This window comes from Rhizobium sp. 01L410, from assembly GCF_056400165.1.
In genome coordinates, this window is the sequence record NZ_JBFTST010000003.1 from 438,503 (window position 1) to 457,012 (window position 18,510).

23 protein-coding genes and 1 other RNA gene are annotated in these 18,510 nt (G+C 61.5%); 10 read left to right on the forward strand and 14 right to left on the reverse strand.

Features of this window, described 5'->3' with window-relative positions:
* Window positions 1–3 precede the first annotated feature (3 nt).
* From AC1DV9_RS09425 to rimP, 3 genes are read right to left on the reverse strand one after another with little or no spacing between them, the layout of a single operon-like run.
* Window positions 4–690, reverse strand: coding sequence for an RNA-binding protein (locus AC1DV9_RS09425; protein WP_477938721.1), 687 nt, complete (start codon window positions 688–690; stop codon window positions 4–6).
* Window positions 690–2,294 carry a transcription termination factor NusA gene (nusA, locus tag AC1DV9_RS09430; RefSeq protein WP_112514285.1) on the reverse strand — a complete coding sequence of 535 codons (1,605 nt, stop codon included), beginning with the start codon at window positions 2,292–2,294 and terminating at the stop codon, window positions 690–692. Before nusA ends, AC1DV9_RS09425 begins: the two co-directional genes overlap by 1 nt.
* 60 nt (window positions 2,295–2,354) lie before the next feature.
* The gene (rimP, locus tag AC1DV9_RS09435; RefSeq protein ID WP_112385013.1) at window positions 2,355–2,960 is read right to left on the reverse strand and encodes a ribosome maturation factor RimP; all 606 of its coding nucleotides are present in this window, start codon (window positions 2,958–2,960) and stop codon (window positions 2,355–2,357) included.
* Window positions 2,961–3,209: 249 nt separating this feature from the next.
* On the opposite strand from rimP, the gene AC1DV9_RS09440 reads away from it, so the two are divergent.
* A complete protein-coding gene (locus AC1DV9_RS09440; RefSeq protein WP_477947407.1) occupies window positions 3,210–4,841 on the forward strand; it encodes an MFS transporter in 1,632 nt (543 codons plus the stop codon).
* A gap of 11 nt (window positions 4,842–4,852) precedes the next feature.
* Window positions 4,853–5,302, forward strand: a complete 450-nt coding sequence (locus tag AC1DV9_RS09445) for an N-acetyltransferase family protein (RefSeq protein WP_477947409.1) — start codon at window positions 4,853–4,855, stop codon at window positions 5,300–5,302.
* A gap of 3 nt (window positions 5,303–5,305) precedes the next feature.
* On the opposite strand, the gene AC1DV9_RS09450 is transcribed toward AC1DV9_RS09445, so the two are convergent.
* Window positions 5,306–6,520 carry a lytic murein transglycosylase gene (locus AC1DV9_RS09450; protein WP_477947530.1) on the reverse strand — a complete coding sequence of 405 codons (1,215 nt, stop codon included), beginning with the start codon at window positions 6,518–6,520 and terminating at the stop codon, window positions 5,306–5,308.
* A gap of 52 nt (window positions 6,521–6,572) precedes the next feature.
* Window positions 6,573–7,178: a recombination mediator RecR gene (recR, locus tag AC1DV9_RS09455; protein WP_112514287.1), complete on the reverse strand. Its 606-nt coding sequence runs from the start codon at window positions 7,176–7,178 to the stop codon at window positions 6,573–6,575.
* A 57-nt stretch (window positions 7,179–7,235) separates the two neighbouring features.
* On the opposite strand from recR, the gene AC1DV9_RS09460 reads away from it, so the two are divergent.
* Entirely contained in the window at window positions 7,236–7,853 is a 618-nt protein-coding gene (locus AC1DV9_RS09460) for an MOSC domain-containing protein (RefSeq protein ID WP_477947411.1), read from the forward strand.
* Between the two features lie 2 nt (window positions 7,854–7,855).
* Here AC1DV9_RS09460 and AC1DV9_RS09465 read toward each other — a convergent pair whose 3' ends face one another.
* The 4 genes from AC1DV9_RS09465 to ffs form a co-directional block, all read right to left on the reverse strand.
* Window positions 7,856–8,467 (reverse strand): LysE family translocator, encoded by a 612-nt coding sequence (locus AC1DV9_RS09465; RefSeq protein WP_477947532.1) that lies wholly within the window; start codon window positions 8,465–8,467, stop codon window positions 7,856–7,858.
* A 30-nt stretch (window positions 8,468–8,497) separates the two neighbouring features.
* Entirely contained in the window at window positions 8,498–8,821 is a 324-nt protein-coding gene (locus tag AC1DV9_RS09470) for a YbaB/EbfC family nucleoid-associated protein (protein ID WP_112514290.1), read from the reverse strand.
* Window positions 8,822–8,843: 22 nt separating this feature from the next.
* Window positions 8,844–10,715 carry a DNA polymerase III subunit gamma/tau gene (locus tag AC1DV9_RS09475; RefSeq protein ID WP_477947413.1) on the reverse strand — a complete coding sequence of 624 codons (1,872 nt, stop codon included), beginning with the start codon at window positions 10,713–10,715 and terminating at the stop codon, window positions 8,844–8,846.
* 46 nt (window positions 10,716–10,761) lie between these two features.
* An RNA gene (ffs, locus tag AC1DV9_RS09480) (signal recognition particle sRNA small type) lies at window positions 10,762–10,858 on the reverse strand.
* 89 nt (window positions 10,859–10,947) lie between these two features.
* Between ffs and AC1DV9_RS09485 the strand changes: the two genes are divergently transcribed.
* From AC1DV9_RS09485 to AC1DV9_RS09505, 5 genes are all read left to right on the forward strand, one after another.
* Window positions 10,948–11,358, forward strand: a complete 411-nt coding sequence (locus AC1DV9_RS09485; RefSeq protein WP_477947415.1) for an HIT domain-containing protein — start codon at window positions 10,948–10,950, stop codon at window positions 11,356–11,358.
* Window positions 11,355–12,314 (forward strand): NAD(+) diphosphatase, encoded by a 960-nt coding sequence (nudC, locus tag AC1DV9_RS09490; protein ID WP_477947417.1) that lies wholly within the window; start codon window positions 11,355–11,357, stop codon window positions 12,312–12,314. Before AC1DV9_RS09485 ends, nudC begins: the two co-directional genes overlap by 4 nt.
* A gap of 3 nt (window positions 12,315–12,317) precedes the next feature.
* The gene (locus AC1DV9_RS09495; protein ID WP_477947419.1) at window positions 12,318–13,013 is read left to right on the forward strand and encodes a helix-turn-helix transcriptional regulator; all 696 of its coding nucleotides are present in this window, start codon (window positions 12,318–12,320) and stop codon (window positions 13,011–13,013) included.
* 67 nt (window positions 13,014–13,080) lie between these two features.
* Entirely contained in the window at window positions 13,081–13,305 is a 225-nt protein-coding gene (locus AC1DV9_RS09500; protein WP_477947421.1) for a hypothetical protein, read from the forward strand.
* A 110-nt stretch (window positions 13,306–13,415) separates the two neighbouring features.
* Complete coding sequence (locus tag AC1DV9_RS09505; protein ID WP_112385000.1) at window positions 13,416–13,784, forward strand: VOC family protein; 369 nt, start codon at window positions 13,416–13,418, stop codon at window positions 13,782–13,784.
* 36 nt (window positions 13,785–13,820) lie between these two features.
* On the opposite strand, the gene AC1DV9_RS09510 is transcribed toward AC1DV9_RS09505, so the two are convergent.
* Both AC1DV9_RS09510 and AC1DV9_RS09515 read right to left on the reverse strand, forming a co-directional pair.
* On the reverse strand, window positions 13,821–14,681 hold the full coding sequence (locus tag AC1DV9_RS09510; RefSeq protein ID WP_112384999.1) for a prephenate dehydratase: 861 nt from the start codon (window positions 14,679–14,681) through the stop codon (window positions 13,821–13,823).
* 10 nt (window positions 14,682–14,691) lie between these two features.
* Window positions 14,692–15,447, reverse strand: coding sequence for a 3-deoxy-manno-octulosonate cytidylyltransferase (locus tag AC1DV9_RS09515; protein WP_477947423.1), 756 nt, complete (start codon window positions 15,445–15,447; stop codon window positions 14,692–14,694).
* 155 nt (window positions 15,448–15,602) lie between these two features.
* Between AC1DV9_RS09515 and AC1DV9_RS09520 the strand changes: the two genes are divergently transcribed.
* Window positions 15,603–16,178 carry a c-type cytochrome gene (locus AC1DV9_RS09520; RefSeq protein ID WP_112384997.1) on the forward strand — a complete coding sequence of 192 codons (576 nt, stop codon included), beginning with the start codon at window positions 15,603–15,605 and terminating at the stop codon, window positions 16,176–16,178.
* A gap of 73 nt (window positions 16,179–16,251) precedes the next feature.
* Here the strand turns inward: AC1DV9_RS09520 and AC1DV9_RS09525 are convergent, their stop codons facing one another.
* Complete coding sequence (locus AC1DV9_RS09525; protein ID WP_477947425.1) at window positions 16,252–17,199, reverse strand: AEC family transporter; 948 nt, start codon at window positions 17,197–17,199, stop codon at window positions 16,252–16,254.
* Window positions 17,200–17,254: 55 nt separating this feature from the next.
* Between AC1DV9_RS09525 and AC1DV9_RS09530 the strand changes: the two genes are divergently transcribed.
* Window positions 17,255–17,482 carry a hypothetical protein gene (locus AC1DV9_RS09530; protein WP_477947427.1) on the forward strand — a complete coding sequence of 76 codons (228 nt, stop codon included), beginning with the start codon at window positions 17,255–17,257 and terminating at the stop codon, window positions 17,480–17,482.
* Between the two features lie 59 nt (window positions 17,483–17,541).
* Here AC1DV9_RS09530 and AC1DV9_RS09535 read toward each other — a convergent pair whose 3' ends face one another.
* Together AC1DV9_RS09535 and AC1DV9_RS09540 are read right to left on the reverse strand one after the other, a co-directional pair.
* A complete protein-coding gene (locus tag AC1DV9_RS09535) occupies window positions 17,542–17,943 on the reverse strand; it encodes a DUF1398 family protein (protein WP_477947429.1) in 402 nt (133 codons plus the stop codon).
* 37 nt (window positions 17,944–17,980) lie between these two features.
* The gene (locus tag AC1DV9_RS09540; protein WP_477947431.1) at window positions 17,981–18,442 is read right to left on the reverse strand and encodes a MarR family winged helix-turn-helix transcriptional regulator; all 462 of its coding nucleotides are present in this window, start codon (window positions 18,440–18,442) and stop codon (window positions 17,981–17,983) included.
* Between the last annotated feature and the right edge of the window lie 68 nt (window positions 18,443–18,510).

The following is an 18,510-nucleotide window of genomic DNA, read 5'->3' on the forward strand; positions in this document are numbered from 1 at the left end:
GTATCATTGTTTTTGCCGGCCCGCGCTGTCCGGTGCCCGGGACTGACCGCTGTTACGGTACTGCTCAAGCATCTTTGCGCGCTTCACTACACCCTCACCCGCCTGCCCTGCAAGCACTGCGGCATGGATAAAAGCATTCTCGCCCATCACCCCTTCCATTTCGCTCTCCGAGAAGAGACGGAAGGAAGGTATTTCTTCCTCGGTTTCCATTCCGAGGTGCCAGGCCTTGCGAGCCTGGTCTATTTTTCGCACGCCATCGTCGGCCGCACCGGTCGAATGGAACACCGCAAGGGCTGCTCCGCTTCTGACCGCGGCGTCCACTTTCGCGGAGCCGGTGACGAACTGACCGGCCTTGCGGGCCATGTTCATCATCTGCATCAGCTGCTTGGCGATCAGCCGGTCGACGGTCTCGCCGAGATCAGCCGCAGCCTTCACATCCGCCTTCAAGGCGCGGGCGAAGGTCTTCTTCGCCACTGCCTTGTCGACCAGCGTGCGGTCGATCTTTACCCAGCACCCGCGTCCCGGAAGCTCGCGCTTCAGATCGGCGATGACGGTTCCATCGGGAGCGGCGACAAAGCGGATCAGCTCATCCGGCGATCCGCTTTCGCGCGTCACGATGCACATGCGGCCGTTCACGTCATAACCTGCAAGATCATCATCCTCAGGAGATGTGTCCGGCTGCGCGGTCATTACGCTTCCTGCTCGGCAGCATCGGCCTCAACAGGCTCCGCATCCTTCGCAAGGTCATCCTCGGTAATCCAGCCAACCGCGAGGCGGGCCTGAACAACCATCTGTTCTGCTTCGACGCGGGAGATGTCGAACTTCGAGAACAGACCCTCGAACTTCTTCGTCTCGCCGTTCTTGCGCTCGCTCCAGCCGACGAGATCGTCTGCTGCGCAGCCTGCAAAGTCTTCCATCGTCTTGATGCCGTCTTCGCCGAGCGCGACCATCATCTGTGCGGTCATGCCTTCGATCTGGCGAAGATCGTCGGAGACGCCGAGCGACTTGCGCTTCTCGTCCATCTCGGCTTCGAGCTTTTCGAGGAATTCGCGGGCGCGGGTCTGGATTTCCTGCGCCGTGTCTTCGTCGAAGCCGTCGATCGAGGCGATTTCGTCGAGATCGACGTAAGCCAGCTCTTCAACGGCAGCAAAGCCTTCGGACGCCAGAACCTGGCCGACCATTTCATCGACGTCGAGCGAGTCCATGAACAGGTTGGTGCGCTCGTTGAATTCTTTCTGACGGCGCTCCGACTCTTCGGCTTCCGTCATGATGTCGATATCCCAGCCGGTCAGCTGCGATGCGAGGCGAACGTTCTGACCGCGGCGGCCGATGGCGAGCGACAGCTGCTCATCCGGAACCACGACTTCGATGCGCTCTGCATCTTCGTCAAGAACGACCTTGGCGACTTCAGCCGGCTGCAGGGCGTTGACGACGAAGGTCGCCGGATCCTGCGACCACGGAATGATGTCGATCTTTTCGCCCTGAAGCTCGCCGACGACGGCCTGAACGCGCGAACCGCGCATACCGACGCAGGCACCGACCGGATCGATCGACGAGTCGTTCGAGATGACGGCGATCTTGGCGCGCGAACCCGGGTCACGGGCAACCGAGCGAACCTGGATGATGCCGTCGTAAATTTCCGGCACTTCCATGGTGAAGAGCTTCACCATGAACTGCGGGTGGGTACGCGACAGGAAAATCTGCGGGCCGCGCTGTTCGCGCCGGACGTCATAAACATAGGCGCGGACGCGATCGCCGTAGCGAACGTTTTCGCGCGGGATCATCTCGTCGCGGCGGATGATGCCTTCGCCACGGCCGAGATCGACGATGACGTTGCCGTATTCGACGCGCTTGACGGTGCCGTTGACGATTTCGCCGGTACGATCCTTGAACTCGTCGAACTGGCGGTCACGCTCGGCTTCGCGAACCTTCTGGACGATGACCTGCTTGGCAGACTGCGCAGCGATACGGCCGAAGTCCATCGGCGGCAGCGGATCGGCAATGAAATCGCCAAGGGCTGCATCGGGGTTGCGGTCGCGGGCCAGTTCCAGCGGGATCTGCGTGGAATAGTCTTCGGCCTTCTCGACGACTTCGAGCAGACGCTGAAGGCGGATTTCGCCGGTCTTCGGATTGATGTCGGCGCGGATGTTCGATTCCGAGCCGTAACGGGAGCGTGCAGCTTTCTGGATCGCATCGGCCATTGCGGCCAGAACGATTTCGCGGTCGATGACTTTTTCGCGCGCCACTGCATCTGCGATCTGCAGAAGTTCGAGGCGGTTCGCACTGACTGCCATTGTTTTATCTCTCCGTCTCGGCTTTCCGGGTTCCCGTCCCTGGAGCCTGTAGTTGATCGGTTATTCCTGGTCTTCCGCTTCGTTCTGGTTCGCGGCTTCCGACTTCGCTGCCTTGTCGGCGCGAAGCGCATCGCGGATCAGATCGTCGGTCAGGATAAGCTTGGCTTCGGCCAGAGCCGCGAAGGGGATTTCCACCTTCTGCTCTTCGCCATAGGCAACCTGGTCACGCTCAAGCGTGAAACCATCTGCATTCGATTCCAGAATCTTGCCACGGAACCGCTTGCGGTTGCCGATCATGATCGACGTATCGCACTTCAAAAGGTGTCCCTGCCAGCGGACGAAATCCGACTTGCGCACCAGCGGACGGTCGATACCGGCCGAAGACACTTCGAGATGATACTCCCGATCGATCGGATCTTCCACATCCAGAACCGGGGAAACAGCCGTCGAGACCGCTTCGCAGTCCTGAACGGACATGGTTCCGTCATTGCGCTCGGCCATGATCTGCAGCGTCGCGCCATTCTGATTGAGCATCCGGACGCGGATCAGGCGGAAGCCCATACCGACAAGCACTGGTTCGATGATGTCGGCAAGGCGCTGGTCAAGCCCGGTCTCGGTAATCAGCCGTGGCTCAAGTTCGTTTTCTGCGGTTGTCTGATCCGACAAGCGGCGCGCTCCTAGCAAATTTCAAGCATTTTGGATGATCGCGCTAATAAAAAAGAGCGGGTCCTTGCGGCCCACTCTTCATCGTACGATCAAGAATTTGAGTGGCATATAGGCCCGTTTTTCTGAAATTGCAAGCTCCGGCGCCAAATGCGCCAAGGCTGCAATCCTTCGCTGGCCTCAGACACGCTTCGCCATATATTGGGCGGGAACAGAACAAGACAAGCCGGAGCAAATCCGGGCGGAGGGAACGTGCCGTCGAATTCTTCCACGCTGGCGCCGCTGAAACACGAAACATACCGCCGGATCTGGTTTGCGAGCCTGGCGTCGAACTTCGGCGGGCTGATCCAGGCCGTCGGCGCCGCATGGATGATGACGACGATCACCGCCTCGGAAGACATGGTGGCGCTGGTGCAGACCTCGACGGCGCTGCCGATCATGCTCTTCTCGCTGATCTCGGGCGCGCTCGCCGACAATTTCGACAGGCGCCGGGTGATGCTGACGGCGCAGGTCCTGATGCTCGTTGTCTCGGCGATCCTGACGGTCTTCGCCCTGCTCGGCTGGATCACGCCCTGGCTTCTATTGTTGTTCACCTTTCTCATCGGCTGCGGCACTGCACTCAACAATCCCTCCTGGCAGGCGTCGGTCGGCGACATGGTGCCGCGCGCCGATCTGCCTGCCGCCGTGACGCTGAACAGCATGGGGTTCAACATGACCCGCAGCGTTGGCCCGGCGATCGGCGGGGTCATCGTGGCGGCAGCCGGTGCGGCGGCCGCCTTTGCGGTGAACGCTGTCAGCTATCTGGCGCTGATTTATGCACTGATGCGCTGGAAACCCGCTCTTCCCACCTCGACGCTGCCGCGTGAAAGCCTTGGCAGCGCGATCTTTGCAGGCCTGCGCTATATCTCGATGTCACCGAACCTCGAAAAGGTTCTGGTGCGCGGTTTCACGTTCGGTGTCGGCGCCAGCTCGGTGCTCGCGCTGCTTCCGATCGTCGCGATCGACCTCGTCTCGGGCGGGCCGCTGACCTACGGCTTCATGCTCGGCTCCTTCGGCATCGGCGCGATCGGCGGCGGGGCGCTCAATGCCCGGCTTCGCGATGCGCTGAGCAGCGAGATCATCATCCGCTACGCCTTTGCCGGCTTTGCCGTGAGCATGGCGATCACCGCGGCCAGCCCCTTTGCGGTGCTCACCTGCGCTGGGCTGCTGGTATCGGGCGCCTGTTGGGTGCTGGCACTGTCGCTGTTCAACACAATAGTCCAGTTGTCGACTCCGCGCTGGGTGGTCGGGCGGGCGCTCTCGCTTTATCAGACGGTGACCTTCGGCGGGATTGCCGGCGGCAGCTGGTTCTGGGGGATCGTGGCAGACCGCTTCGGCGTCTCGAATGCGCTCTATGGGTCTGCAGCGGTAATGGTGATCGGCGTGCTGATCGGCTTCCGCTTCTCGATGCCGGCCTTTGCCTCGCTCAATCTCGACCCGCTGAACCGGTTCGTCGAACCGGCGCTCGGGCTCGATATCACGCCGCGCAGCGGGCCGATCGTCATCCAGGTCGATTATCAGATTAGCGACGAGGACCTGCCGGAATTCCTGAAGCTGATGGGCGAACGGCGGCGCATCCGCATTCGCGACGGCGCCCGGGCCTGGGCGCTGATGCGCGATCTCGAGAACCCCGGCATCTGGACGGAAAGCTATCACACCCCGACCTGGGTCGAATATATCCGCCACAACCAGCGGCGAACGCAGGCCGATGCGGAAAATACCGACCGGCTGCGCAACCTGCATCGCGGCGCCGATCTGCCGCATGTACACCGGATGATCGAACGCCAGGCGATCCCACCCTCCGACGACGTCTTTCACAAGGCGCCGATCGATATCCATCACTAGAGGGCGGTAAGATGTTCAGGCGAGCCAGGGAAAACGATCTCCCCGCGATCATTGCCATGCTCGCCGATGATGCGTTGGGACGCAGCCGCGAGGTGGTCTCCGATCCTGTTGACGAGCGCTACAGGGCAGCCTTTGCAGCCATCATCACCGACGAGAACCAGCTGCTTGCCGTCGCAGTAGATGCCGACGACCAGCCGGTTGGCTGCCTGCAGCTGACGTTCATTCCGGGGCTTTCACGCAGCGGCATGTGGCGCGGACAGATCGAGAGCGTGCGGATCACCGAAACGGAGCGCGGCACCGGACTTGGCACACGCTTCATCAAATGGGCGATCGGCGTCTGCCGGGACCGTGGCTGCAAGCTCGTGCAGCTGACATCGGACAAGTCGCGGGCCGATTCCATCCGCTTCTATGAAAAGCTTGGCTTCACGGCGAGCCACGAGGGCATGAAGCTTACTCTCTGAGGCCTATTTCAGTTTGCCCTTCATCGAAGCTTCCGGATAGCAGGTAGGCTTTTCGCCGTTCTTGACCTGCCAATGGCCGATAGAGCGGCGGGTCTTGTAGCCCGGCAAGCCGTCGGAACCGCCGACATCGTAGCCCTGGCGCTCCAGCGCCTTTTGCATGGCAGCGACATCCGAGCGCAGCATCTTGCCAACATCGCCCCAGGCGCCCTGGAAACCGCCCGCTCCATAGGCAATCCGATCGGCGAGATTGCCGATATAGAGCCCATAGAGATCGGAATTGTTGTATTCCTTGATGACGTAGAAATTCGGGGTGACGAGGAATTCGGGGCCGTCGCGGCCAGCGGGAACCAGCATCATCCCGTCGGCCTTCATCTCAGATGAGGGAAAGCCCTTGCCCGAGATCCTGCTGATGCCAAGCGATGCCCATTGCGACAGCGGCTTGGCGAGATCCGGCCCCTCCTGGGCGCAGGAGACGGCGGCGGGGATCGTGACCTCGAAGCCCCAGTCGCGGTCGCGCTGCCAGCCCTTCTTGACAAGATAGTTGGCGATGGATGCCAGCGTATCCGGCACCGAGGTCCAGATGTTGCGGTGGCCGTCGCCATCGAAATCGACGGCATATTTCAGGTAGCTTGTCGGCATGAATTGCGGCTGGCCGAGCGCGCCTGCCCAGGAGCCCTTGAAATCGGCCGGCGCCACATCGCCGCCATCGATGATGTGAAGTGCCGCAATCAGCTCGGTGCGGAACATCTCCTTGCGCGTCGACATGAACGCTTTCGTTGCCAGCACCTGGATCGCCGAGTTCGGGATCTTCGCGGCGCCAAAACCGGTCTCGCGGCCCCAGATGGCCAGCACGATCGATCCCGGCACGCCGTAGGTCTTTTCGATCCGCTTCAACGTCGAGGCATATTGCGAGGCAAAGCCGCGGCCTGTCATGGCGAGCTTGCTCAGACGCTCCTCGTTGAAATAGGGCGCAGGCGAGGAAAACTCGGCCTGTGTCTGCTTGCGTTCCTTCGGCGGCGGAAAGCCTGGAGGTGCCAGATCCGGAAGATCCCAATTCAGCTCGACGCCGGCGAAAGCGGCCTGAAATGTCTTGGCAGAAATGCCGTTCTTTTCGGCTTCCGGGCGCAGTTCGGTCTGCACCCATTTCTCGAACTGCGCCTCTACGGCAGCCTTCGAAGGCGCGGCGGAGGCGGGAAGATGAAACGATGCGGCAAGCATCGCCGTCAGGATCGAAAGGCGGATGATCGTCTTCACCTCAGGCACCCCCCCCTCAAATGACCGTTCGCGCCCGAAGCGCGGCCGCCAATGTGCCTTCGTCGAGATAATCGAGCTCGCCGCCGACAGGCACGCCATGCGCCAGCCGGGTGATCTTGACGTCCAATCCGGCGAGCTGATCCGTTATATAGTGTGCTGTGGTCTGCCCCTCGACGGTGGCGTTCACAGCGATGATCAGCTCGCGCACGCCGCCTTCGCCAAGCCGCTCGATCAGCCCGCGGATGTTCAGATCATCCGGGCCGACGCCATCCAGCGGCGACAGTGTGCCGCCGAGAACGTGGTAGGCGGCATTCATCGCGCCGGCACGCTCCAGTGCCCAGAGATCCGACACATCCTCGACGACGATGATGACCGACTGGTCGCGGCGATCATCGGTACAGACGGTGCAGGGATCCGAGGTATCGACATTGCCGCAGCGCGAGCAGACCTTCACCTTGTCATAGGCATCGCCCATGGCATGGGAGAGAGGACCGAGAAGCTGGTCCTTCTTCTTGATCAGATGCAGCGCCGCGCGGCGCGCCGACCGGGGGCCGAGACCCGGCACTTTCGCCAGAAGCTGAATGAGTTTTTCGATTTCGGGGCCGGTGACTCGCTTTGCCATGCGCCGTTCTTAGCCCATATGTCGTCAAAACGGAATCGCGGAAGGATTGCTGCCGCCATGAAAATCAGTGCGGTCTGTACTGGCAGCGCCGAACGGCTGCCGGGCAAGAAATACAAGACCGGTATCTTCAAGCAGCCGGTCAACAGCGCCCTGATGATCGATGCGCAAGGGCTGGTCGGCGACGCGATCTGCAATCGCACCCATCACGGCGGCGTGGATCAGGCTGTCTATGTCGAGGGATCGCTGACGCTCGACTGGTGGAGCAGCGAACTCGGCCAACCGGTCACACCGGGCACCTTCGGCGAAAACCTCGTCATCGAGGGGCTCGACAATCGCGATGTGGCGGTGGGCGACAGGTTCATCGCAGGCGATCTTGTTCTGGAAGTCACCTCCGCCCGTATTCCCTGCGCGACCTTCGCCGCGAAGATGGAAGACCCACGCTTCGTCAAGCGCTACACCAAGGCCGGACGGCCAGGCATCTATTGCCGGGTTCTTGCCGGCGCGATCGTCGAGGCGGGAATGCCGGTGACCTATCAGCCGTTTTCAGGCGCCAGGGTGACCATGCCTGAAATGATGGAGACGTTCGGGAAAAAGCTCTCGCCCGAAGACCGGGAGCGGTATCTCGCAGCACCCATTCACTACAAGCTGCGGGCTCAGCTCGAGGCGCAGGCCTGAGATCAGCGCGTGGCGATCGCCATCGCGGCACCGGCCATCGTCGCGGCACTCGCCCGATTGGCGATCCGAACCGCGCGGGGGCTCTTCAGGAAGCCGCGGGCTTTTGCGGCCAGGAACATCCAGGTGAAATCGACGATCGCCAGCACCACGATCAGCGTTACGACGAGCTCCGCCCAGCCGCCGAAGGAAACGGCGCGGATGTCGATGATCGACGGCAGAAGGGCGATGTAGAACATCATGATCTTCGGATTGCCGAGCGCGATCGCCAGCCCCGTCAGGAACATCCGGCTTCGCGAGCGGGCCTGCGGCAGCTCCTCTTCCTCGACATCAGGTCTTGCGAACCACATTTTCCAGGCGAGGTAGAGTAGATAGAGGATGCCGAGCCATTTGATGACGACAAAGGCGTGATAGAAGGTTTCGGCAATGGCCGAGAGGCCGGCGATGGCGCAGGTCAGCCAGATCGCATCACCCGCCCACATGCCGAAGAGGAAGGGCAGCACATCGCGCGCGCCCTTCGAGATGACGCGGGCAACGAGCGCCGCAACACTCGGGCCGGGCGTGCCGGCGGCGATGAAGAGAGCGCCGGCAAATACCAGCAGGACCGTCAGCGTCATCATAAAGGCTTCCTCCCGGACGTGGCCTGATCAGAACGGCATCTTGAAGCCGGGCGGGATAGGCAGGCCGGCCGTCAGCGCCTTGGTCTTTTCAGCCGTGACGGCCTCGGCCTTGTCCTTGGCATCCTTGTGAGCGGCAACGATCAGGTCTTCGAGGATCTCGACATCGTCTTCCTTGAACAACGACGGATCAATCTTCAGGCTCTGCATTTCGCCCTTGCCGTTGAGGACAACGGTAACCAGTCCGCCACCGGACTTGCCTTCGGCCTTGAGCTCGGCGATCTCCGCCTGCATCTGCTCCATCTTGGCCTGCATTTCCTTGACTTTGCCCATCATTCCCATGAGGTCGCGCATCGTCTTTTCCTTCTCTGAAAGTCTAGAATTCTATGTCGTCGCCCGGCAGGATGTCGCCATCTTCGGATTCGGCGACGGCGGGCGGCTTGATATCGCCCTCTTCCTCCGGCTCCGGCGCCCGGACGCGGACGTCGATAATCTTGGCGCCCGGAAACTGCGCAAGGATTGCCGCCACATCCGGATCCTGGCGGGCATCGCTGACCTGCTGTTCCTTGGCCTTGGCCTCGGCTTCGACCATGGTCGGATCACCGGGCTCGCGGCTCAGACTAACGATCCAATGGATCCCCGTCCATTCCTTGAGCTTGACCGCCAGTTCATTGAGCAGCGTTGCCGGAGCGCCGTCCGTCAGATTGACATCCAGGCGGCCGGGATCGACCCGGACAGGACGCACGAAGGTGCGGACCAGCGCCTTGATCTTGGCATCGCGCTTTTCGCCGGCCAGATTGACGATATCGGCAATCGAATTCACGGCAACCAGCGGCTTCGGCGCTTCGCTAGGCTTGGTCTCGAGACGCCCGGCCTGCATCGGCTGCGGATCTGGGTTCGGAACGGCGCGCAGTATCGCGGTCGGCCCATTCTGCTGCGGGCGCGGCGCAGTTTCCGGTGCGCGCGCCATGGCGGCCGACTGATAGGCAACGGTCGCGCCACCACCATTGCCCGAGGAACCCGGCGAAGGGCGGCCGGAGCCGCCGCCATTGTCTGAAAATTCGGCAAGCCTGCGGGCCGCATCTTCGGGTGCCGGCAGATGCGCGGCATGGGCAAGGCGGATCAGCACCATTTCGGCCGCACCCGCCGTGCGCGACGACGCCTCGGCTTCCGGAATGCCCTTCAGCAGCATCTGCCAGATGCGCGACAGCGTGGTCACCGCCACGCCCTGGGCGAATTCCGCTGCCTTGGTGCGCTCGACCTCGCTCAGCGACGGATCGTTGGCAGCGTCAGGCACGTATTTCAAACGGGTAACGAGATGGGTGAAGTCGGCAAGGTCGGTCAGAACGACAACAGGATTGGCGCCCGCCTCGTACTGTGCCTGAAACTCGTTAAGCGCCGAGGCGACATCGCCCTTCACCACATGCTGGAAAAGATCGACGATGCGAGCGCGGTCGGCGAGACCGAGCATGCTGCGGACGGCTTCCGCCTGCACGGCACCGCCGCCATGGGCAATGGCTTGGTCGAGCAGCGAGAGACCGTCACGCGCCGAACCTTCGGCAGCGCGGGCGATCATGGCCAGCGCATCCGGCTCGGCCTCGATGCCTTCCTTGGAAGCAATAGTCGTGAACAGGCCGACGAGATCGGAAGCGCTGATGCGGCGCAGGTCGAAGCGCTGGCAGCGCGACAGGACGGTGATCGGAACCTTGCGGATTTCTGTGGTCGCGAAGATGAACTTCACATGCTCCGGCGGCTCCTCGAGCGTCTTCAACAGCCCGTTGAAGGCTGCCGTCGAGAGCATGTGCACTTCGTCGATGATGTAGACCTTGTAGCGCGCCGAGACCGGGCGGTAGCGCACCTGCTCGATAATCTCACGGATATCGTCGATGCCGGTATGCGAGGCAGCGTCCATCTCGATCACGTCGACATGGCGGCCTTCCATGATTGCCTGGCAGTGCTCGCCGGGCACACGCAGATCGATCGTCGGCTTGTCGATATCAGCGGTCTTGTAGTTCAGCGCACGCGCCAGGATGCGCGCCGTCGTCGTCTTGCCGACGCCGCGAACGCCGGTCAGCATGTAGGCCTGGGCGATGCGGCCGGTCTCGAAGGCGTTGGTCAGGGTGCGGACCATCGGCTCCTGGCCGACCATCAGGTCCGTGAAATCCTTGGGGCGGTATTTGCGTGCCAGCACCCGGTATCCGGTGCCCGTCGAGTCGGCATCTTGTGATTGTCGCTCGGTGTCGCTCATCGCCCTGCTTGGCGCCCGGAATCCCGGGCAAAGGATGGAGAGAAGGGTGGGAGGCTGGCACGATGACCCGTGCCGGGCTCGTTAGGGCTGCTTCCTTCCGGACCTGACCCGGTTGGCGAGTGGCTCGTCCACCACCAACCTCCCGGATGCACATATCGGCAATATCGTCATCAAAAGCAAGCCAAGCTCAAAAAAAACTGCTAATCATTGGAAAACAATGGAGGAATGCCCGTTGACGGATTTCGCGCTCGACCCCCGGCTCGAAAAAGACAGCATCAGCGTCATGCAGACCGGCCTTTGCGATCTCAGATTATCGAAGGACGCACGCTGGCCCTGGCTGATCCTGATTCCGCGCCGCGCCGGGATCACCGAGATTTTCGAATTGACGCCGCTCGATCAGGTGATGCTGACATTCGAGACCGAGGTGGTGGCCAGCGCGCTCAAGAAGCTGACCGGGGCGACAAAAATCAATGTCGGGGCTCTTGGCAATATCGTCCGCCAGCTTCATGTTCATATCATCGCCCGCTTCGAAGGCGATGCCAATTGGCCGGGTCCGATCTGGGGTTTCGGCACGGCCGAGCCTTATGAGGACGGGAAGCGGGAGCAGTTCATAGCGACATTGCGGGAAGCCCTTTCATCATGAGTTCTTCAATTTTCGATACGGACGTTCCGCATCCGGAGCCGAGCAACCTCACCGCCTTCGCCGCCAACGACCTGAACCGCGATTCCGAGCACCGCGACGAGAAATCAGTCGAGACGGCGCTGGCCAAGGAAGGCACGCATATCTTTGCCTTTGCCAAGGACAAGCTGGTCCTGAAGCACGATGGCCAGGTGCTGGATCCGCTCTTTGCCCGCTACGAATTGCAGGAACTGCAGCCGCATTGGGACGAGACGATCCTGCTCGGTTACCGCAAATCCGGCGAACCGCGGCTGGCCGTGCCGGTCGGCGTGCCGGAAGAGCAACTCGAAAGCCACTACAAGCCGGCTGATGGGCGCACGCTCTATCGCGATCAGCTTGTCGACGAGGTGCTGCTCGGCGAATTTGCCCAGGCTGCGAGCCTGATCCGCTGGAACGGCGACAACAAGTTCTGCGGCCGCTGCGGCGGCAGCATGGAGCAGAGGATCGGCGGCTACAAACGCGTTTGCACTGCCTGCGAACACATGATCTTTCCGCGCACCGACCCCGTCGTCATCATGCTGACGATCGACGAGAAGCGCGATCTCTGCCTGCTTGGCCGCGGACCGCATTTCGCGCCCGGCATGTATTCCTGTCTCGCCGGCTTCGTGGAGCCCGGTGAAACCATCGAGAACGCGGTGCGTCGCGAAACGCTTGAGGAATCGGGCATCAGGACCGGGCGCGTCCGCTATCACGCCTCCCAGCCCTGGCCGATGCCGCACACGCTGATGATCGGCTGCTATGCCGAGGCGAAATCGAGCGAGATCACCCGCGACGAAGCCGAGCTCGAGGATTGCCGCTGGTTTACCCGCGAGGAAACGATCGAGATGTTGGAGCGCCCCGGCGCCAACGGCCAGGCCTCGCCGCCGAAAGGCGCCATCGCCCACCGCCTGATGCGCGACTGGGTGGAGTGGAAGCGATAGGCCATGCCGGTCTCGCGCTCGGAACGGCTGCTTGCTCTTCTCCAGGTGCTCCGCCGGCACCGCCGCCCGGTCAGCGGCATCATCCTTGCCGAGCAGACGGGCGTCAGCCTGCGCACACTCTACCGTGACATTGCAAGTCTGCAGAGCCAGGGCGCGATGATCGAAGGGGAGGCCGGCGTCGGCTATGTGCTGAAGCCTGGCTTCATGCTGCCGCCGATGATGTTTTCCGAAGAGGAGCTCGAGGCGCTGGTGCTGGGTTCGCGCTGGGTAAACCGCTCGGCCGAGCCGCGGCTAGCGGGTGCAGCTGCCGATGCGCTGGCGAAGATCGCCGCCGTGCTGCCTGCCGAAATGCGCGAGACGATCGAATCGGCCACGCTGCTTGTCGGCCCCAAGCGCGCCAACGAGGACAAGGCCGACGTCGCCCTGATCCGCAAGGCGATCCGCACCGAACGCATTCTCGAACTGCACTATAGCGACGAGCAGGGACGCATCTCGCTCCGGCGCGTCTGGCCGTTTGCCCTTGGCTATTTCGAACATATCCGGATGGTGATGGCCTGGTGCGAGCTGCGCCGCGACTTCCGCCATTTCCGCACGGACCGGATCATCGACATGACGCAGCACGAAGAGCGCTATCCCCGCCGCCGGACCGCCCTGATGAAAGAGTGGCGCGAGGCAGAACACGTGCCTGTCGAACGCTGAAGGCTACTGCCAGAATCTGACAGTAGGCCGCGCTATTATCGGTGCCAATCCAGAAGGAGGACCGATAATGACGAGCGTGAAACTCAGCCCCGCAAATTACGGCGACTGCCTTGTCGAGACGTCTTCTGCACATGCGGGATATCCGCAGTCCCTGATGCTGCGCATGATGCAGAAGGCATCGCGCAACATGGCGAGGGGTGATGCCCCCCGCCTCGACCCGCGGTCGATGCCGGCAAACATGCGGCGCGACCTCGGCCTTTCCGGCTGGACCTCGCGAGACGGCGAGGCATAGCCGGCAGCATACGGCCCAGCACACCCCGACAGCAGACATTTCATACCGCCGCTGCAACGCGCCGCGGCACGCCTTTTCATTGCAGCCATCTCAACCAAGAGGATAAGACCATGACCAGCCCGAATTCCATCATTCTCTACGTCAAGGACCCGGCCGAAAGCGAACGCTTCTACAAGGACATCCTCGGTCGCGACGCGGCGTTCTCCTCCCCCAACTTCGTCGCCTTTCCGCTCGATGGCGGTTTCACGCTCGGCCTCTGGCGCCGCAGCAACGTCGAGCCGCAGCCGTCGGCGATCGGCAATCGCGGCGAAATCGCCTTCATGGTGCCGGGAGACCGTGCGGTGGCCAAGCAATATGAGGACTGGCGCAAGCGCGGCCTGCCGATCGCCCAGGAGCTCGTCGATCTCGATTTCGGACCGACCTTCGTGGTGCTCGACCCGGATGGCCACCGTCTGCGGGTTTGCGAACCGGACAAGTGACAATGAAAAGGGCGCCCGAAGCGCCCTTTTTCTGGACTATTTGTGCAGTAGGCCGCGCATCGGATGGCCTTTGTAGACCCCGAGGATGCGGACCTTTTCGGAGAAGAACCTGAGTTCCTCAAGCGCCTGGCGGACATTGCTGTCGTTGGCGTGGCCTTCGATATCGGCATAGAACTGCGTGGCGATGAACTTGCCGCCGATCTGGTAGCTTTCCAGCTTCGTCATGTTGATGTTGTTGGTCGCGAAACCACCGAGCGCCTTGTAAAGGGCGGCTGGAATATTGCGGACGTTGAAGACGAAGGTCGTGACGATCTTCTCTTCTTCATTCGAACGGTTCGCCCATTTCTCGTCGCGCGACAGCACGACGAAGCGGGTGACATTGCTTTCAGTGTCTTCGACATTTTCGGCAACGATCTCGAGACCGTAGAGATCGGCCGCCAGGCGCGGCGCAAGCGCCGCCATCGTCCGGTCACCGGTTTCCTGGACCATCTTGGCAGCACCTGCCGTATCGCCGGCGATGACAGGCTTCCAGCCATTGGCACGGACGATCTTGCGGCACTGGCCGAGCGCGTGGATGTGGCTGTGTACCGTGCGGATCTCGTCCTTGGAGACGCCCGGCAGCACCATCAGCTGAAAGCGGATCGGCATGAAATATTCGCCGACGATATGCAGCCTGGAATCCGGCAGCAGATGATGGATATCGGCAACGCGCCCTGCAATCGTATTCTCGATCGGGATCATGGCGAGATCGGCTTCGCCGCTTTCGAGCGCGGTGAAGGCGTCCTCGAAGGTCTGGCAGGGAAGCGGCTCCATGGTCGGGAACATGTCGCGGCAGGCCATATCGGAATTGGCGCCGAACTCGCCCTGGAATGAAATCCGGTTTGTCTTGTTGTTCATGGCTATATCCTCAAGCCTGTCTTGCCGCGATAATCCGGCGGGCCTTTTCGAGATCGGCGGGGGTATCGACGCCGAGCGGTACGGTTTCGACGATTTCGGCATCGATGCGCATTCCCGCTTCTACGGCCCGCAGCTGCTCCAGCGATTCGCGCAGCTCCAGCACCGACGGGCCGAGCGTCACGAAGCGCTCCAGCGCCGGCCGGCGGTAAGCGTAAAGGCCGATGTGATGATAGAGCGGACCTTTGCCATAGGGCGCGGTGGCACGGGTGAAATAGAGGCCGCGCAGGCGAGTCTCGGAAAGCGGCGAGCCGACGACCTTGACGATATGAGGAGCGGTCTTGTCTTCCTCGTTGTCGATCTCGATCGTCAGCGTGGCGATATCGACTGCTTCGTCTTCGAGCGGGCGGAGCGCGGCGCGGATGGTTTCAGGCTCGATGGTCGGCAGATCGCCCTGGACGTTGACGATGATCTTGGCCCTGCCTTCAGGATCGATCTTGGTCATCGCCTCGTGAATGCGGTCCGAACCCGACTGGTGGTGACCGCCGGTCATGATCACCTCGAAGCCGGCCTCGGCGACGGCGTCGAAGACGCGCTGATCATCGACCGCGACGACGACGCGGCCGATGTCGGCTTCCTTGGCGCGCATGGCGACCTGAACGATCATCGGCAACCCGCAGATATCGGCCAGCGGCTTGCCCGGAAGCCGGGTCGAAGCCATGCGTGCCGGGATCAGAACGAGGACGTCATCTAAATTTGAACCAGTCATCTGTCGGGCCTTCTATTCCGGGCGGAAAAGTGTCAAAAAGTCTCACGTACAGGACCATTTAGACAGTTGCAACGAACAGCCAAAAGACATAGGTTCCGCGCGATTTCAAGATGGTACCTTTTTAGGGTCTGCCGACTGCACGGGGAGCATTGCAGATGAATTCTTACGTCAATACGGCCGTTGGTGCACTGCTCGGAACGATTTTCGTGCTGATGTCGGTGTCCATCGCGTCCGAAGGAATCTTCCATTCCGAAGCGCCGGAAAAGGAAGGCTTCACGATCGTCGCCGAGGAAACACCGGCTGCCGGTGGGGGCGAGGCCGCTGCTGCCGCCATGGTTCCGATTGGAAAGCTGCTGCCGACGGCTGATGCCAAGGCTGGCGAAACCATCTTCAAGAAGTGTCAGGCCTGTCATGACGCAACCAAGGGGGGGCCGAACAAAGTCGGTCCGAACCTCTATGGTCTCGTCGATCGCCCGATCGCCTCGCATGAGGGCTTCGCCTATTCGTCCGCTATGAAGGACTTCTCCAAGGGCGGTGCTGAAAAGTGGACCTTCGACCACCTGAACCACTTCCTGATGGCACCGAAGAAGCAGATCCCGGGCACCGCCATGGGCTTTGCCGGTCTGCCGAAGGAACAGGATCGCGCCAACGTACTGCTTTATCTGCACACCCTGGCCGACACGCCCGCTCCGCTGCCGGATCCGAACGCTCCGGATACGATCACGCAGTAAGCTGATCGCGATTGAGTTTGATACCGAAGCCCGGCCGCAAGCCGGGCTTTTTCTTTGCCTGGGATTTCGCGGATTACGGCCCGAGCAGGTAGGCCCAGAGCGACACGGAAATGGCGCCAAGCGCCGTCGTCATAGTGATGGTCGATGCAGCCAGGCTGTGGCCGACGCCGAAGCGATTGGCGATCAGCCAGGCATTGACGCCTGTCGGCACCGCGGCAATGAGCACGAGCGCTGCCGTCCAGTCCTCGGCGAGGCCGACGATGTGGCTTGCAATCCAGACGCAGAAGGGCAGCAGAAGCAACTTGCAAGCCGACGTGACGCTGGCGATGCCGAGGTTTCCGGAAACCCCATATTTCTGCAGGGCCATGCCGAGCGAGATCAGCGCGACGGGTCCAGCAACACCAGCGATCTGATCGACGATATTTTCGACTGGGGCCGGCATGGTCAGGCCGAGCAAATGCATGGTGGCACCGGCCGCCAGACCGATCACCAGCGGATTGCGAATAAGATTAAGGCCGATCTGCCGGAGAAGCTTGAGGACGCTTCGGTCGGCGGCGCCGGAAATCTTGTGTTCGGCGCGCTCCATGAGGATCGTCCCGACGACCATCATGACAGGCAGATGCACGGCAATCAGGATCGACAGGGGCACCAGACCCTTGTCGCCGACAGTGCGCTGCACCAGCGGCAGGCCGACGAAAATGGTGTTGGCGAAGGCCGAGGAGACGCCCGCAAGCACGCCGATGCGCGCATCGCGGCCAAACAGCCGTGTTGCAGCGATGTGGCCAACCGTCCAGGTGACGGCGACGCCGGAGAAATAGGCGATCCAGAGCCGGAACGGCGAAGCGCCATGGAAATCGGCCTCGGCAATCGTCCGGAACAGCAGCATCGGCACGGCGATCTTGAAGACGAAATCGCTCAGCGCATCACCGGTATCGGCAGTCATCAACCCCGTTTTCACGATGAGCCAACCGATCAGGATCATGATGAAGATGGGAAGAACGTCGAAAACGATTGCTGTCATGCGGGGAGAACTGCCTTGGCGCGGGAGCCAAAGGTCTAACAGCAAACGGCGCGCAATGACAAACCTGTTGACGCAAACAAACGAAGCGGCAGAAACAAAAAAAGCGGGCAAGGCCCGCTTTTCCGCATCCGGTCTCGCCGGACATCCGGTGTGCGATGCTGCCAGTTCATCCGTGGTCAGCGCCGCTCCGGAACAGTCGAAGGGCATCATCCCTTCTCACCCGGCAACATCTTTGGATGCTCATGCCGGTCTGCTTGAGAGCTTTTCTAGAAGTTCACAGTGACAGCCACATGACGAATGGGCGGCATTTTTGCGAATATTATCAAATGGTCCTGGCCCCGGTCATTGCGGGAAATGCTCGACATGCGTTTCGGCCGTCCGGCCGAAGTAGAGAACGCGGCGCCCCAGGAATGAGACGATGTAGCCGGCACATCCCATTGCCTTCACGTTCTTGCAGAAGGCACCATAGGAATAGTCCGCGGAGTTCGCCTGCGCCCACCGAACCTGCGCAGCAATTCCGGCTTGATTAAACTCGGCCGCCACGCCGCCCTCCGACACCCGGTTTTCGAGAGTGACGCTCGTTCCATCGGCTAGGAAATACGACGTCGTATTCTGACGGTAATCGACGGTGTAACCCTCGAAGCCAGCCGCCAGAAGCGTTCTGATAATGTCAGGAAAATCCATCGCCTTGTCATAGGCGGCGTTCAGGCACGTTTGGGCAATAGCAGTCCGTTGCGCGTCCATAGCGCCCCTCCTCGATAGTATTGGTTGATACACGCGTCTACTCCGTCGCGACGTTCCGCAGACTGCGTTCCGCGACGATCTTTCTCAAAAGCCGTTCCATCTCCGCGCGTTCTTCCGGGCTCAGTACCCCGAAGAACTGGATGTCATTTGCATTCGCAAGCTTTGACAGCCGTTCGACGAGCGGTCGCGCCGCGGCCGCGAGAGACAATGTCTGCCCGCGCCGGTCGTCTGGGTCGGCACCGCGCTCGACCAGTGCTTTTGCCGTCAGGCGATCGGCAAGCTTGGAAATCGCTCCCTTCGTCATCCCCATCCGCTCGGCGAGCTTGGAGGGCGCAACAGGGCTTGCTCCGTAAAGCATGCGAAGAAACACCCATTCGGCAACAGTAACACCCTCACGCTCGAGCTTTCGCGCGAACTCCTGGGATACGGCATTCGAGACGATCCGCAGCCAATAGCCGAGATGCGAATCGAGATCGGAGATATGATTTTTGCCAGCCATCGAACCATCTTTGTTGACTAGGAAACTAATTTGAATTGGTTTCCTAGTCAACATTATTTCGCAGAAGT